A 15,143-nucleotide genomic window follows, 5' to 3' on the forward strand; every position below is an offset into this window, starting at 1 on the left:
ACCTCCTTTCATATCATCCACAGATGCGTTCTAGATCGGGTCACAAGCCCAAGCCGTCGATCGTAATCTTCGGGATTCAAATAAATGTACCATTCACTCAGGGAATCTGCGGCCCTGCGCGTCAATGGAACCGGTCGCATATTCCCCCAGATGGGGTCATCCAGCTGTGGCCGAAAAAGGTTAATCGCAAGTCGTCTTGCACGTCGAATCCAATAACGGTTCAGACCCTCTGACGCGTCAATCTCCAATAAACGATACGCCTCCTGCGCTCCAGCATAAGGGACTACCACATTGATGGAATCATGCGGAATAAGTCGGAATCTTCTTGCCACACCGGGAAAATCACCTGCCTTGACCGCATTCAGGATCTCCTGGGTACAATGTGAAACATCAGGTCGTGCCATATCATAGAGCATCCGGTAATACGACTGCACAAAATCTGGATCCTGGATGTCGTGGGTTTTCTTCTTGAGACCGTGGAGGAGGATTTTAGTGATTTGGGCCGCCTGCTCATAGTAGCCGACAGGATAGGCCTCATCCTCCGGCATGAAGACATACACATCGCCCGCTCGGTTCATACGGCCGTCACGGTTGCAACGGCCGGCTGCCTGGATAATTGCGTCAAGGGGGGCATAGGCGCGCCAGACCACGGGGAAATCCAGGTCGACGCCGGCTTCGACGCATTGTGTCGCAACCAAACGCACCGGGTAGCCACCGCGCAGACGCTCCTTCACCATTTCCAGGACCTGCTCGCGGTGGGCCGGGCAAAGATTGGTCGAAAGGTGAAAGGTGTCGGCATCGCCCATGGCTTCGAAGATTCCCCGTGCATGGCGCTTCACGTTAACGATGCAGAGGGCCTGTGGATAGGCCATTAATCGCTCGGCCAAACTTCCCCATGAAAGGGGGGTCCCGGGGTCTTCCCAACTGACTGTGGTCCTCTTGAGGGCACCGAACAGGACATGCGGGTTCGGGACGATCGGACGAGGCTGCCATCCGCGCGAACACTGCTTTGCCACGGAGGCGTGAAGGTGATCGAAGGCCGGCTGAGTGGCGGTGGCAAACACCACGGTCGAATCATATCGATGCGCTAAGCGCGACAGAGCAGCGAGCGTAGGGACGGCAAGATCCGCCGGAAGCGTCTGGACCTCGTCGAAAAGGATGACCGAGCGCATAAGGCGGTGAAGTTTCCTGCAGGCGGAAGGACGATTGGAAAAAAGGGACTCCAGAAACTGGACGCTGGTGGTGACAATAACCGGGGCATCCCAATTCTCAGACAAAAGCTGCAAACGTCGAATCGATGAAATCTCAGGGGCAGAATCACCAACATCGTTGGCAGGGGCAGGTTCCTCACCGCACCCGGCAAGGGAATGATGCTCGAGGATGTATTCGGAACCGTAGTGCTCTCTGAAAATCGTTTTATAGACCTCAACGGTTTGCTGGATGATGGAAAGATACGGAATAACGACAATTACACGGTCCAGGGACCAGTTCGCAGCGTGCTGCAATGCAAACGCCAGCATCCCCAAGGTCTTGCCGCTGCCGGTGGGGGCCGTCAAACTGAAAAGGCCGGTCTCACCTTGCGCGGCATCCAGGCACGCATCGAGAAGTTTTCTCCTGATCTCGATCACTTTTGTCGGAGTCTTGCCGGCCTTCTGCCTTTCCAACCGTTGAATGTATTCCTGGAGCAGTTTGAGGGCATCGATCGCCCTTAATGGGAGGCCGAGAGACCTGTGCTTTTTGCCTTCGGCGGTGGATTCAAAATGGGCCTCTGTATCGATGAAATCAGCATCGACCAGACACGAAAAGAGCATGCGCACATCCAGCATACGACTGACAGAACTGGTAATGTCGTTGCCCAGGACGGTTTGTGTGAGCGGCGGCAATCGTTCGCATTCAGCATAGAGCCGGTCTGAAAGTACCTTCGTGTTAGATTCACTGACTCTAAAACCCAATGGGTGCATTTCCTTCAGTCTTTGGGGATCAATACGCTTCAGGGATTGCTTATCCAGCTGCTGCAATCCTATGTGGTGTCCTTGTATAGATAAAGCGGCAGCAATGGAACGATACTCCAAAAGGGCCATCCAAGCCCCGGCCGACCAATGATCGACATGGCTGACTTTTCCATGGAGTCTCGCCTGGAATAAATCTCCGTATTTCCCCACATCGTGAAGAAATCCCGCAAGTTGTGCTTCGGATTTCAGAAAGGAATTTGACGCGAAGCTTTCGGCGAGGCAGGCTGTCTGATTAAGATGCCTGCTTAGTTGATGCCAATCATTATTACGATTAGCACTATGAGCGTAGTACATTGACATCTCCTGAATGTTTCCGCGATTCGGCCGAAAGGATCCTTTCCCGGTGCCTCAGAATCCAAATCAGGCGATACCTGCAATCCCGGCCGTATAGCTCGTTTCCATCCGGAAATGGTCTTTTTGGCCAATCTCGGCGTCAATCTGCACGTTTGCTTGTGCGGCGACCTACAGGTCGCCTCCGCGCAAGCGCTTGATTTCCTTGATATTGGCCAAAAATCCTCATTTCCGGATTGGAAACTGGGTTCTATAAGAAAATCATTTCCGGATGGACACTAGCTCGATTGTTGGGCGGTGTTCATCGAAGGCCTCGTTGAAAATGATCTTCGAGCAGTTCACAAGGGGGAGGCTTGCATATATTCCCGGGCTGGTCGAATCTGACGTTCCCCCCAGGCGAGGCGCAGCGCTTGTTTGGATCAATCACCTGCCCCCGTTCCCGCTGATATAACGGCTCGAGGTGGGGCAGACAGCCGCGATTCGACGTCATGTTCGACCAAACATCCAATAACGGCCGGAAAACCGGCGAATCTCCTAATGTTTTTTTGATGGACATTCATTCGCCTCTTTATACCTGTCTGCTTCGAGAGTCAATATTTTGAAGGCCGAGCGTCCTGCAAAGGGGCCGTTTTCCCCGCTCCAGACCTGGGACATTCCCGCACCTGTCCATCTCCCAAATCCAGCTGCGGAAGCGGATCTTTTGGTCCGAATCCTATCCCACGGTTTTGACAGATACGGTCAAAAGCGAGGATATTTTTTTCATTGGAGCGCAAAGGGCCTGGTACGGGTCGAAGGTGCTTCATGGGAATCTCAATGCACAAGTCGAACGTCTTCGATCGGTGCAGAGACTGCGAGGGGGGGGAATATGACCATGCGACGGGCGGAGGCAGCGGCGATCAGTATACAGGGCTAGAATCGGCGCCTCGGGAGAAACACCTGGAAGTTTTTGGCGAAAAAAAAGATGCTTGCGACAAGGCCGCGGCCTTTGCCGGGATGTCAGGCGAGACAGGTCCAGAGACTGCGAAGGAATTTTCGAAGCCGAGCGCGACGATGGCGGCGCCTCTCCAATCCGGCGGTTCATCGATCAGCCGCTGGGGCATCCGCTTCAGAATCGGCAGCGCCACCGCTGTCATTCCTATCCCGATGGGCACGTTAGAGGAACATCCTTTTGAAATAGAATGGCTTCATCTCTTTGGTCATGGTAATACATCTCCGACAGATAGAAATGAAAATCTTTGGCCTCCAGTGTTTTGTTTTTTGTAGGTATCGTCAACCTGCAAAAATGTGGTTCGATGAGCGATAGAAATTGTGCCACGGTTACACCGCTCACATTTTTCAGATGATGTGGCAAAAACTCAATCGCAAGCAATTTGGATTTTGAAAGTATCCTTTGCATCCCCTGTAGAGCAAAGTACTCTGATCCTTCTATATCCATAACAATGACATCAAATTCATCATTTTCAAAATACCCATCAAGATCAAACCCGATAACAGATATTTCTTTTGGCTTATCATAATAATACATATATTCCTTATTTATTGGAACTCTTTTACTGCCTCCTGAGTTTGCTTTGCTCATCAGAAAACGTATAACTTCCTTTTTATTGCTGGCTGCAATATTAACTGTTTTACAATTAGATACATCATTAAGTAGAATATTTTTTCTCAACAACTCACAAGTATCAGGATTGGCTTCAACAGCGACAACCGACTTGCATAACTTCGAGATTGGTATCGCTAACGTACCTATGTGCGCTCCAACGATTAAAACTTTGCTGTCAGATGCAAGAAATGGTTTCAGCCTTTCGATTTCATCTACACCATACTTACCGTTCATCCGCAGATTTCGCCCGACACCATAATCTTCTGGATCCACTGCAAACAGGCCATTGTCTGTTTTAGCGATCAATGCAATCACATGTGTTCCATTGATTTTATGTGAGAGCAATCCAAATAAATATCGAGCAGACAACTTCAGCCTTTCTTTAATGTGCTTCATAGCTTAGCCTTAGATTGCGGTTTAACGACAGCCACCTGCGCGATTTCGTCGCAAAGTTCCCGATGAGCGAGGGTAAAACCCACGTGGTCGATGGGTAGGTAGCTCGAAGTCCCCGCGAAAAACGAACGTACCTCGACGAGATCCTCAAAGAATGGGGCCGCGTTTATTTGTGCAGTCCTATTCGCCTTCGTTCGCTTTACTTTGCTACAGCGCGGTGCTATAAGGTGAGCCGTTTTGCCAACCCACGGAAATGCCCGGTTCTAGAGGATCTGAGCACAAAAACGTTTCGGCGCCGCTCTCTTTCAGGGTCATCCCTGTCCCATAGATAGCAAGGCGACCAGAGACGGCCTTTTTTGACTGAAGCGGCGTCTGAAGCACTCACCCCCTTCTGGAGGTCCCATGAGTCAGCATGCATCAGCACCCGCGCCCAACCGCGTCCCCATCGCAGGGGTGGCCGGCAATGTCCTCGAATGGTATGACTTCGCCGTTTTCGGTTTCCTGGCCCCGATCATCAGCCGGCTTTTCTTCCCATCGGAGGATCACGTCGCCGGCCTGATCCAAACCTTCGGGGTCTTCGCCATCGGCTACTTCGTGCGCCCCCTGGGCGGGATGGTCTTCGGCCAGATCGGCGACCGTTATGGGCGTAAGCGGGCTTTGCTGCTCTCAGTCATCCTGATGGCCATACCCACCACCCTCGTGGGTTGTCTGCCCACCTACAACGCCGTGGGGCTTTTCGCGCCGCTGCTTCTGATGGTGCTCCGTGTAGCCCAGGGCCTCTCCGTCGGCGGTGAACTGATCGGTTCGATGTCCTACCTCGTAGAGATCGCGCCTGAGGGCCGGCGCGGTTATCTCGGCAGCTGGTCCCTGGTCAGCGCCGTGGCAGGCATTCTGATCGGCTCTCTTACGGCGCTGCTGATGCAAACGCTTGTGTCGGAACAGGCCATGCGGGCCTGGGGCTGGCGCCTCCCATTCCTGGCAGGCGCGTTCATGGGGGTAGCCGGGGCATGGATACGCCGAAGCATGGATGAATCTCCGAGGTTCATTGAAGCAAAAGAAAAGGGCCAGATCCTGAAAGCACCGCTGCGGGAATCGATCCGCAAGGTCCCTGGTCAGATTTTTCAGGTCATGCTCATGAACATGATCATGGGAAGCGGCCTGTACATGCTCTTTCTGTGGATGCCGACCTATCTCGAGGTCATGCTCGATCCTCCTGTCAGCAACCCCCTGCTGATCAACTCCCTTGCCATGTTTTTCCTCCTCTGGATCATGCCCGTTGCCGGTTGGGCGTCGGATCGCGTGGGGCGGCGGCCGGTTCTCCTGTCCGGCGTGATCGGGCTCGGCGTGTCGGTTTATCCTCTTTTCGTCCTCATCGACCAGGGCAATCCATGGGTCATCTTGGCGTCCCAGTGCGTCTTCGCCGTTTTCGTAGGAATCCTTTACGGGGTCATGCCCGCGACCATGGGCGAACTCTTTCCCACCAGCGTCCGTTACAGCGCCGTGGGCCTCGGCTACAATCTGGCTTTCGCTCTCTTCTGCGGCACCTCTCCCCTGGTCAGCACCTACCTCATCAAACAAACCCATGCGTTGACAGCGCCGGCCATCTACCTGATGGTTCTCGCCCTGGTGAGCCTCCCCGCCTTTCTCCGGCTTCGACCCGGGCGTGGGATGGAATCGAAAGTTGATGAGGGGCTTCTGTCTCCGCATACACAAAAGCATCATTGACCAGCACCTCCCCCACATCGGAGGGGGAAACCGGGTCGATAATCTCGACGCATGGGTAGCTGAAGGTCATTTGCCGGGTGCGCGGGAGAAACGGTCATACACCAGCCCGATGCCTCCCTGATCTCTGAGAATAGCGAAGTCTCGTGCAAAGAAGGCCACGCCGTAAATCAGCAAACGGAACAGGTCCACCACCACGGCCGAGACCACTTTGTCACAAAGCCGACGATTCCCATCAGCCGCAAGGCTGGAGCGCCGGCGGAAGCCCTCTCCGTTTCAGCAGGATAGCGGCTGCCTGCTCCGCTGAATCTATCGGGCTCTTGGCGCGCGCCCTCCGTCACTTCTTCTCGCCTTGCCTGCAGCGTCTGCCGCGAGCATGGCATTCAGGACTTTTTCGGGGGTCATGCTCCCCGCTTCGTGATGGATCGGCTGGTCAGGAGCGCACGCCTTTTCGGCCGCTTCCATCAGTCTTTCCGGGCCGGCGTTCGCGAGCCCGATGTCTGCAAGCGTGGTCGGCAATCCGATCTCTTCACAGAAGGCAAAAACCGCTGCCGACTCGTCCATGGAGGCATCCGTAAGCTGGAGTCCGGCCAAAACGCCAAAGGCTACCTTTTCACCATGGTAGAATGAATGGGTTTCGGGCAGTGCGGTCAACCCATTGTGTAGGGCATGCGCCGCCGCCAATCCGGCGCTTTCGAACCCCAGACCGCTCAACAGGATATTCGCCTCGACAATGTGCTCCAGAGCGGGGGTGACGATGCGCATCTCGCTGGCAATCCTGGCGGCCGGCCCATACGCCAGTAGCGTTTCATAGCAGAGTTTGGCGATGTGGAGCCCGGCAGTTGTGCTGCACCCGCCGCACTCGTTCACCGATTGGGTGCGGTCGCAGGATCTCGCCTCGAACCATGTGGCCAGTGCGTCGCCCATGCCCGCCACCAGAAACCGAGTCGGGGCCGCTGCGATAATGCTGACATCGACGAGAACCGCCGCCGGGTTGGCTTTTTGATAGTGCACGGTTTCGAAGACTCCATCGCTCGAGTACAGGACTGCACATCCGCTGCACGGAGCATCGGTCGAAGCGATGGTGGGGATGACGATCACGGGTATGTTCGCCCGATCAGCGGCTATTTTCGCCGTATCGATGGTTTTTCCTCCACCCATTCCGACAAGCACATCGACCTGTTTTTCCGAAACAACGGCGCGCAGCCGGCTCACTTCATCCTCGCAGCACTCCCCGCGGAACAGCTCGATGGGGATGCCCTCGACGTTCAGATCTACGGCGCATCGAGGGAGCACCTTATCCCGAACCGAGGGTGAAGCCAATATCAGTCCCTCGTTACCCAGTAATTTGATCAGCGCGGGCAACTCGGTGATTGCACCGGGACCTTGGATGTATTTGCCGGGAAAAACCGCTTTCTTCAACATCTCAAACTCCTGTAGGTTTGGTGAATCGTCGGAACTCCCGACAAAATGTCTTCTTTGAAGCCGAGCAAAAGGTCATTGCTCGACATTTCCCTCAGGAGGCCGTTTCATAACAGTTTCCATCCGGGAATGAAGATTTTTGGACAATACCAAGGAAACCAAACGTTTGTGCGCAGGCGACCTGGGGGTCGCCGCACAAGCAAACGTGCAGATTGACACCGAGATTGGCCAAAAAGGCCATTTACGGATGGAAACTGTCTAGTGTTTGTCGAGGTATCGGTCAAGAGCTTTTTCAATCTGGGCCGAAAACATCTATGGCCCGGGCGGCGATCCTACCCCAAGCGCGAAAGGAAGCTGCAGGGCATATCGAAATCTGATGTGGACCCCAAGTACGGGACCATCTTCTTCGAGATTTAAGGTGTAAGAACTCCAATTTCACTCCGACTGTTCGTTAGTCGGGGCTTGGCCTCGCCTCGCGGAGCCTTGCGGAGCTCAGGCGAGGCGAGGTCAAGCCGGCTGCGGCCTACCGTACCCCGGCCCATCACGCTGCCATCTTGAGCAGCGGGGTTTGATAGTAGACCTCTGCCGGGGTCCGGCCGTTCAGCCCCTGGTGCGGCTATATCTGCGTCCTGCCCGCGATCAGAAAGCTGCGAGGCACCTTCCAACAGCTGCTTTTTCCACTGCCCAATCTGGTTCGGATGGACATCAAATTCTTTCGCCAGCTCGTGAACCGGCTGTTGCCCCTTGATCGCCTGCAGCGACATGGGCTGAGCGTAACGCAGCAGACGGGTCTTTTTCAACCGCCATGAAAACCTTCAAGATTTCAATGATTAAACCGATTCTACAGGTCGCGAACTTTCATTCAGAGGTCTAGCAACACGCGTTTCTAACCCTGTGCATAAACAGTTGGATTGAATTCCGTTTTCGGCTACCCTTTCACTACCCACCCGGAACCCGCATGATAGGAGATTTTTATGTCCGTCGACATTGGAAGGAATGACCCATGCCCTTGCGGCAGCGGGAAAAAGTACAAGAAATGCTGCCTCGGCAAAGAGGAAGGTGACCCTCTTTCAATTGAATATGCGCGTCTGTCGCGTATTCATGACCGGGTTTTCGAGAAGCTCAAGAGCCACTCGGAGCAGTTTTTCGGGCAGGAAGCAACGATGGCCGCCGTCAGCGACTTCCTCTTCCTGGACGACCAAAACGAGGATGATGACGAAACGGCCTTCACGGAAAAATTTCAACGCAATGTCCAGGTGTTTGCCCCGTGGGTGGTCTTCAACTGGCTCTACACTCCTCGAACATCGGATTGGGATCTGGACTGCCCGCAGGATTGCACGATCGCCGAGCACTATCTGAAGGAAAAGCGCCCGCCCGAGAACTCCGAAGAGGTCCGGTTCATTCGGGGGGTGAATCGCAAGCCCTACAGCTTTTTCGAGGTATTGGAGGTCGAGCCCGGACGCTCGGTGACGCTGCGTGACATCCTGGCCGGCTCTGAGGAGACGGTTCAAGAACACGGCGCATCCAAAGCCCTGCGACCGTCTGACATCGTGTTTGCAAGGGTCGTGCGTTTCGGACAGGTAGCGATGTTCGTCGGAACCAGCAGCGTGATCATTCCCCCCGGTCGCAAGCCGCTCATCATCGAGCTGCAAAAACGCATGGGGAAGAGATCCAGGAAGATCGACGATCGCGTACTTTCAGAGTGGGAATTCGATATCATCGATCTTTATCGTTCGATCGATGAATCGCTCCATGCCGCCCCTGTGCTCGTCAATACGGACGGGGATCCTCTGGAGTTCCACGAAATCGTTTTCGACCTGCAGGGGTCGCCCGAAGAGGCCTTTTCGAAGCTTGCCACGTTGTCCGCAACCGAAACGCCGGAGGAAGTCCGGGAATCCGCTGCAACCGATGCGGAAGGGCGGATCGTCTCCGTTATGATCCCCTGGACGCGCAAAGGACACAAGAAAAGTACAGCCCTCGAAAACACCGTTCTGGGCAAAATCCAAATCGATCGAAAACGCATCACGGTCACTGTAAACTCCGCAGGCAGAGCAAAACAAATCCGTGCCGAGATCGAAAAGCGAATGGGGAAAGCGGTGCGGTTCCGGGTAGACGCTATAGAAGGCATCGATTCCGTCCTCGAGAAAAACCAGGCGGCATTTCATCCCCCACCATCAGCTCAGGCCAATCTGCAAAACATTCCTGAAATACAGGAATTCCTCAAGGAAATGACCTTGAAACACTGGGAGTCGTGGGTGGATGAGAAGATACCGGCGCTTGGCGGGCGGACGCCCCGGCAGATGGTCAAGACCCGGGACGGCCGGGAGGCGGTCGAGGCACTGCTCGCTGAGGCAGAGCGTATGGCAACGCCTGACGAGTTCATGCGAACCGTCAATCTCCTGGGAGTGTCGCATGCAAGAAAGACTCTCGGCCTGCAGAAATGAGGGTCTCCCTACTTCTTCCTTTTCCGTTCACGCCCTGTGGTACGGATTTGAAGCGAAGAGACAGGATTCTTGAGCGTGGAGGCGCACAGTGGAACTGATCGCAGGAGGAAACGTCAGCAAGGTGTGTACCGGAGTGGAGAGGTGTCGGTCAAGGCCTTGAGGGGTATCAGGCATTCCGGGGGGACCACCATCAACCCTTCCATTTCCCGCTTGGTTCCATGAATGAAACCGTAATAGCCTTCATCCATCAGAATAGCGGAAAGGCTTGAAACTCCTTCCTCCACGGGAATGGGCGTTAGTTTTGATTCACCTCTCAGGTTCACGGCATCCGGGATGCGGGAAAACAACTCAAGCATCCAAGGGAAGCTCTGATCCTCGGGGTCGAAAAAGCGATAGGACTGCTTCTTGCCGGTGCTCTGCTGTCGATTCCGATACTCGCCTTTTGTGACGAACGTCCAGAGCGCCTTCACGAAAGCTGCATCCAGAGCTTCGATGCACAAAACGATGTCCAGGTCCTTGGTCGCGCGAAATTTCAGGCCCGCGTCCTCCATGGCAAGATCGCACGCAGCACCACCAATCAAGACATACTGGTCCTTAAAACCAGCAAAATGCTCCCGGAAACGCTTCATTCCTTTTACCATCTGATCTGCTCCATCATCTCCTCCAAGGCCGATTCCACCCGTTCATCCTCGGTGCCTTGCAAACTCAGGTAGACGGAAAACCGGTCCGCTACACCGTTTTCAGCAAACAATTCCGGAGAATAGGTCCAGATCTCAAGTGCGCAGGCCTTCGGATCCTCGAACGGTAGCTCCATGGAATCATGGACCCTGCGAAACCTTTTCCACTCCTTGCCTTCCATAGCAAAAACCGGATTGGCCGGGCCGGCCAACGTGGAATATCGTGCCAATGCAGCAAGACCGGCCTCCACTCCGGGGGGGTCTTTGGAACCGAGGTCAACCCATATGCGCCTTTTTACAGGGCTCTGAAGATACGTCAGCGCATTTTCCCACAGCACTCTCTTGTCTTGGTCCAACCGAAGGACGCGTTGCTTACCCTCCATGGTAATCCGGCCCAATTCCGCCGCTTCCAGTTCGTCAAAAGCCCTGGACATGCTCATGGGTACATACCCCAAATGGTCTGCCATCTCCTTTGGAGTCCAACCCTGTCCTCGATCGTGAATAAGGACGTACAAAAAGGCGGCCTGTGTGGAAGGGCTCCATTTGGGCCGGAGGTTGCGGATGGTCTTGAAATGCTCCCTCAGGTCGATTCCCAAGGGGGGCAGGTACATCTGGTTCCTCGGGACCACGAAAGGCACCTTATGCTCGATCAATCGCTTGCGATTGTAGGCAGTAATTTTCCTGGCCGCATAGATGACCTCGTGGCCCCATTTCTGCTGTGCTTGGAGAACGTGCTTATGCAAGACTGCCGGAGTCTGATCAGCGTCTTTCTTGGGGGTCATCACAAGACAGGGGGAGTCCAAAATGGACATCTGAAAAAATGCATACAGATTCCGCAGGTAAAAAGGCAGCCGCCCCTCTCCTTCCCATGGTTCCGTCTTTACGGAAATGCCAAGAGTTTCCATTAGATAACGACAGACATCGTGTGCAAGTTTTTCCATCGACCACTCCCACATAACCTTTGTATTGCACGATAACATTCTTAATGTTGCCGTGCAATACAAAGGTTATCATCTCGTATTCCAGATTCTTGGTCCTCATCATATACGGTCGGCCGGATTCTGAAGTATTGGGCTGATCGAACGGTTGTCGGTTGGCAGAATATGCTGTCGGCAAGGGGGCCGCAAATGGCTTCCTTGGCATCGGTGTCTCCACCGCGCATGACCGTGTCGACGACGCCTGCTTCAAAGCGCGGGGCATCGAGCAGTTGCCACAGGGCATTGCGAAACGCGATCAAGACCCAGCCCTGTTGCCGGACATAGTCAGAGGGAAATTTTTGCCGGGCAGCAGGGTTTAGAGGTCTGCCAGCGAATAACTCGTGCTCCGGCCACCTCCGGTATCTTTTTGCAGAATGCCCAACTCAAGAAGCTCTTTGATGTCACGCAAAGCCGTATCCTGAGAACAGTTCTCGATCTTGGCGTATTTCGAGGTGGTCAGCTTGCCTTTAAGGCCCTCCGATAGATGCATCAGAATATTTTTCTGCCGGATTTGCGCTGACATGCTGTAGAAGCGCTTCGAACTCCCCTCGGATCGAGCCAGAGCCATATCGGCAACGGCCCGTGCGATGCGGCCGTTCCCATCGTCAAACGGGTGGATCGACACAAACCACAAGTGAGCGATCCCTGATTTCAGAACAGGATCGATCTTTTGCTCCGCGCTGAACCACTCAAGAAAGAGTTTCGTTTCACGGTCGAGACGCACGGCATCGGGAGCCTGATAGTGGACTTGTTCCCTGCCAAAAGGGGCGGAAACAACTTGCATAGGTCCGGCACTGTCAGGCAGAAAAGTCGGTCACTCGAAATAAGGTTGGATTTTTTTCAAAAAAAGAAAGGGGCTACGCTTTTGACGTAACCCCTTGTATTGACTGGCGGGAGCGACGAGGATCGAACTCGCGACCTCCGGCGTGACAGGCCGGCGTTCTAACCAAGCTGAACTACGCCCCCGTGGTAGGCGGAACAGGATTTGAACCTGCGACCCTCGGCTTGTAAGGCCGACGCTCTCCCGCTGAGCTATCCGCCCAAGCTGAAGATCATATCTTTATAGCGGAAGGCGGTCGGGCCTGTCAAGCGAAATAGTGCGACACTCAAATGATTTCCGACCGCGGGAAAAGTGATTTTCAATGGGCGACCAACTCGGATCCGGGATCCTTTTTGGGCTCTTCGCAGGTCGGGAGGTAAAAGGGCTCGCACTCATCCTGGGTCGCGAAGAGGCATTCCCCTTCGGGCAACACCAGGGCCTCCCGCAGGACATCGTCCATGTGGTTGACCAGGACGAGTTCCACCTTGCGGAGAATCCTTTTGGGGATCTCTTCGATGTCCTTCTTGTTTTCGAAGGGGATCAAGACCTTGGCTAGACCCGCGCGATGCGCCGCCAGGATCTTTTCCTTCAGCCCGCCGATCGGGAGGATCCGACCGCGCAGGGTAATCTCGCCGGTCATCGCCAGCGTGCTCCTGACAGGCCGGCGGGTCAATACCGAAACGATCGAGGTCGCCAGGGTGATCCCGGCGGAGGGCCCGTCCTTGGGCGTGGCCCCTTCGGGGACGTGAATGTGGATGTCGATCTTTTCGTAGAAATTGTCCGGCAAACGCAGCTGCCGCGTCCGGGACCGCACGTAACTGAGGGCCGCCTGCGCGGACTCCTGCATGACATCCCCGAGCTTACCCGTCAGAGACAGACTCCCTTTTCCAGGCATGATGGTCGCCTCGGTCTGGAGGAGTTCCCCGCCGAAGTCCGTCCAGGCGAGCCCCGTCGTGACGCCGATCGCGTCCTTCTCCTCGGCTCGGCCGTAATGGAATTTTTGCACCCCCAGATACTTGTGAAGGGATTGGGCCGTCACGGTGACCGATGTCCCATGGCCGCGCCGCACGACCTCCTTCGCAACCTTGCGGCAGATCGACGAGATCTCCCGTTCGAGATTCCGCACCCCGGCCTCCCGGGTGTAATGCCGGATGATGTCGAGAACGGCCTTGTCGGAAAAGCGGATGTGCTTCTGGTCCAGACCGTTCTGCCCGACCTGCTTCTTGATGAGAAAATACTTCGCGATGCTCAGCTTCTCGAGTTCCGTATAGCCGGCCAGGCGGATAATCTCCATCCGGTCCTGGAGCGGCGGCGGGATGTTGTGCAGGTTGTTCGCGGTCGTGATGAAAAAGATATCGGACAGATCGTAATCGAGGTCCAGGTAATGGTCATTGAACCCGTTGTTCTGCTCCGGATCGAGCACCTCGAGCAGGGCGGCGGAGGGGTCCCCCCGAAAGTCCGTGCTCATCTTGTCCACCTCGTCCAGGCAGAAGACGGGGTTGTTGGATTTCGCCTTTTTGAGGAGCTGGAGGATCTTGCCGGGCAAGGCCCCGATATAGGTCCGCCGGTGGCCACGGATCTCGGCCTCGTCCCGGACACCGCCGAGGGACAGCCGGACGAAGTTCCTGCCGGTCGCCCTCGCCACGGACTTTGCAAGCGAGGTTTTCCCGACCCCGGGGGGGCCCACCAGACACAGGATCGGCCCCTTGATCTTTTTCGTCAGACGCTGCACCGCCAGGTATTCGAGGATCCGTTGCTTCGGCTTCTCGAGACCGTAGTGATCCTCCTCCAGGATCCTTTCGGCCTCTTCGATGTCGAGCTTCTCCTTCGTCTTCTCCAGCCAGGGCAGTGACAGCATCCAGTCGATGTAGTTGCGTACGACCGTCGCCTCCGCGGACATGGGCGACATCATCTTGAGCTTCTTGAACTCCTGCCGGATCCGTGCGTGCGCCTCTTTCGGCAGGCGCTTCGCCTTGATCTTCTTTTCGAGTTCGTCCAGTTCGGCCTTGAAGTCGTCCTTGGTACCCATCTCCTTCTGAATGGCCCGCATCTGCTCATTCAGATAGTAATCCTTCTGGGTCTTCTCCATCTGCTTCTTGACACGGCTGCGCAGCCGCTGCTCGAGCCGCAGGATGTTGATCTCGCCGTTGAGCTTTTCGAAAAGCTCCTGAAGCCGGGCGTTCAGATCCTCGATTTCGAGCAGACGCTGTTTGTCGAAGACCTTCAGGGACAGATGCCCCGCGATCGTATCCCCCAACCGCACCGGATCCTCGATGGCGATGACCGTAGAGACAACTTCCTGGCTGATCTTGGTGTTCAGCTTTGCGTATTCCCCGAAGCCGGCGTTGATGCTCCGCATCAGGGCGACGGTCTCCTCGTTGCCTACCTGCTGCTCCGGCAGCCTCGAGACCTCGACCATGAAAAAATCCTGTTTGTCCAGAAAATGGTCGATCCGGCCCCTGGCCTTCCCTTCGATCAAGGCCTTGACCGTCCCGTCCGGGAGCTTCAAGAGCTGCAGAACGCTGCTGAGCGTCCCGATGGTGTAGATGTCCTTCGGGGCGGGATCATCCACCTTGGCATCCTTCTGGGATGCGAGGAAGATCTCCTTCTGATGGCTCATGGCAAATTCGAGGGCACTGATGGATTTGTCCCGACCCACGAAGAGCGGCACCACCACATTCGGAAAAACCACCACATCGCGCAGCGGCAGAAGAGGATAATAGGACCTCTCGGTCATCCCCTCGTCGGCAGCCTCTTTTCTCGTCACTTTTAGCATAAGCCC

General features: G+C 55.2%; 12 protein-coding genes, 2 tRNA genes and 2 pseudogenes. 3 read left to right on the plus strand and 13 right to left on the minus strand.

Features of this window, described 5'->3' with window-relative positions; all coding sequences use genetic code 11:
* Positions 1–8: 8 nt before the first annotated feature.
* Positions 9–2,306 (minus strand): CRISPR-associated helicase Cas3', encoded by a 2,298-nt coding sequence (gene cas3, locus ACZ500_RS09735; protein ID WP_464232302.1) that lies wholly within the window; start codon positions 2,304–2,306, stop codon positions 9–11.
* Between the two features lie 114 nt (positions 2,307–2,420).
* Between cas3 and ACZ500_RS09740 the strand changes: the two genes are divergently transcribed.
* Positions 2,421–2,585, plus strand: a complete 165-nt coding sequence (locus ACZ500_RS09740) for a hypothetical protein (protein WP_464232303.1) — start codon at positions 2,421–2,423, stop codon at positions 2,583–2,585.
* Positions 2,586–3,438: 853 nt separating this feature from the next.
* On the opposite strand, the gene ACZ500_RS09745 is transcribed toward ACZ500_RS09740, so the two are convergent.
* Positions 3,439–4,302: an FkbM family methyltransferase gene (locus ACZ500_RS09745; protein WP_464232304.1), complete on the minus strand. Its 864-nt coding sequence runs from the start codon at positions 4,300–4,302 to the stop codon at positions 3,439–3,441.
* A gap of 399 nt (positions 4,303–4,701) precedes the next feature.
* On the opposite strand from ACZ500_RS09745, the gene ACZ500_RS09750 reads away from it, so the two are divergent.
* Positions 4,702–6,024 carry an MFS transporter gene (locus tag ACZ500_RS09750; RefSeq protein ID WP_464232305.1) on the plus strand — a complete coding sequence of 441 codons (1,323 nt, stop codon included), beginning with the start codon at positions 4,702–4,704 and terminating at the stop codon, positions 6,022–6,024.
* Between the two features lie 66 nt (positions 6,025–6,090).
* Here ACZ500_RS09750 and ACZ500_RS09755 read toward each other — a convergent pair whose 3' ends face one another.
* The 4 genes from ACZ500_RS09755 to ACZ500_RS09770 form a co-directional block, all read right to left on the minus strand.
* Complete coding sequence (locus tag ACZ500_RS09755) at positions 6,091–6,231, minus strand: hypothetical protein (RefSeq protein ID WP_464232306.1); 141 nt, start codon at positions 6,229–6,231, stop codon at positions 6,091–6,093.
* Positions 6,232–6,330: 99 nt separating this feature from the next.
* On the minus strand, positions 6,331–7,446 hold the full coding sequence (locus ACZ500_RS09760; protein WP_464232307.1) for a glycerol dehydrogenase: 1,116 nt from the start codon (positions 7,444–7,446) through the stop codon (positions 6,331–6,333).
* Between the two features lie 91 nt (positions 7,447–7,537).
* A complete protein-coding gene (locus tag ACZ500_RS09765; RefSeq protein WP_464232308.1) occupies positions 7,538–7,684 on the minus strand; it encodes a hypothetical protein in 147 nt (48 codons plus the stop codon).
* A gap of 172 nt (positions 7,685–7,856) precedes the next feature.
* Positions 7,857–8,207 (minus strand): transposase, encoded by a 351-nt coding sequence (locus ACZ500_RS09770; RefSeq protein WP_464233027.1) that lies wholly within the window; start codon positions 8,205–8,207, stop codon positions 7,857–7,859.
* 210 nt (positions 8,208–8,417) lie between these two features.
* On the opposite strand from ACZ500_RS09770, the gene ACZ500_RS09775 reads away from it, so the two are divergent.
* Entirely contained in the window at positions 8,418–9,887 is a 1,470-nt protein-coding gene (locus tag ACZ500_RS09775; RefSeq protein WP_464232309.1) for a DUF7986 domain-containing protein, read from the plus strand.
* 113 nt (positions 9,888–10,000) lie between these two features.
* On the opposite strand, the gene ACZ500_RS09780 is transcribed toward ACZ500_RS09775, so the two are convergent.
* From ACZ500_RS09780 to lon, 7 genes and pseudogenes are all read right to left on the minus strand, one after another.
* Positions 10,001–10,528, minus strand: a complete 528-nt coding sequence (locus tag ACZ500_RS09780; protein WP_464232310.1) for a hypothetical protein — start codon at positions 10,526–10,528, stop codon at positions 10,001–10,003.
* Positions 10,522–11,376 carry a transcriptional regulator gene (locus ACZ500_RS09785; protein WP_464232311.1) on the minus strand — a complete coding sequence of 285 codons (855 nt, stop codon included), beginning with the start codon at positions 11,374–11,376 and terminating at the stop codon, positions 10,522–10,524. Before ACZ500_RS09785 ends, ACZ500_RS09780 begins: the two co-directional genes overlap by 7 nt.
* 170 nt (positions 11,377–11,546) lie before the next feature.
* Positions 11,547–11,819: pseudogene (locus tag ACZ500_RS09790) on the minus strand (hypothetical protein); the annotation flags it as partial.
* A 38-nt stretch (positions 11,820–11,857) separates the two neighbouring features.
* A pseudogene (locus ACZ500_RS09795) lies at positions 11,858–12,340 on the minus strand (Fic family protein); the annotation flags it as partial.
* A gap of 89 nt (positions 12,341–12,429) precedes the next feature.
* A tRNA-Asp gene (locus ACZ500_RS09800) sits at positions 12,430–12,507 on the minus strand.
* 1 nt (position 12,508) lies between these two features.
* Positions 12,509–12,583, minus strand: a tRNA-Val gene (locus tag ACZ500_RS09805).
* 97 nt (positions 12,584–12,680) lie between these two features.
* Positions 12,681–15,137 carry an endopeptidase La gene (gene lon, locus ACZ500_RS09810; RefSeq protein WP_464232312.1) on the minus strand — a complete coding sequence of 819 codons (2,457 nt, stop codon included), beginning with the start codon at positions 15,135–15,137 and terminating at the stop codon, positions 12,681–12,683.
* Between the last annotated feature and the right edge of the window lie 6 nt (positions 15,138–15,143).

The organism is Desulfatiglans parachlorophenolica (assembly GCF_055394735.1).

Excerpts from the sequence above, each read along its gene's own strand:
- cas3 (WP_464232302.1), bottom strand. The coding sequence starts at position 2,306 with ATGTACTACGCTCATAGTGCTAATCGTAATAATGATTGGCATCAACTA.
- ACZ500_RS09740 (WP_464232303.1), top strand. The coding sequence starts at position 2,421 with ATGGTCTTTTTGGCCAATCTCGGCGTCAATCTGCACGTTTGCTTGTGC.
- ACZ500_RS09745 (WP_464232304.1), bottom strand. The coding sequence starts at position 4,302 with ATGAAGCACATTAAAGAAAGGCTGAAGTTGTCTGCTCGATATTTATTT.
- ACZ500_RS09750 (WP_464232305.1), top strand. The coding sequence starts at position 4,702 with ATGAGTCAGCATGCATCAGCACCCGCGCCCAACCGCGTCCCCATCGCA.
- ACZ500_RS09760 (WP_464232307.1), bottom strand. The coding sequence starts at position 7,446 with ATGTTGAAGAAAGCGGTTTTTCCCGGCAAATACATCCAAGGTCCCGGT.
- ACZ500_RS09765 (WP_464232308.1), bottom strand. The coding sequence starts at position 7,684 with ATGGCCTTTTTGGCCAATCTCGGTGTCAATCTGCACGTTTGCTTGTGC.
- ACZ500_RS09770 (WP_464233027.1), bottom strand. The coding sequence starts at position 8,207 with ATGTCGCTGCAGGCGATCAAGGGGCAACAGCCGGTTCACGAGCTGGCG.
- ACZ500_RS09775 (WP_464232309.1), top strand. The coding sequence starts at position 8,418 with ATGTCCGTCGACATTGGAAGGAATGACCCATGCCCTTGCGGCAGCGGG.
- ACZ500_RS09780 (WP_464232310.1), bottom strand. The coding sequence starts at position 10,528 with ATGGTAAAAGGAATGAAGCGTTTCCGGGAGCATTTTGCTGGTTTTAAG.
- ACZ500_RS09785 (WP_464232311.1), bottom strand. The coding sequence starts at position 11,376 with ATGTCCATTTTGGACTCCCCCTGTCTTGTGATGACCCCCAAGAAAGAC.
- lon (WP_464232312.1), bottom strand. The coding sequence starts at position 15,137 with ATGCTAAAAGTGACGAGAAAAGAGGCTGCCGACGAGGGGATGACCGAG.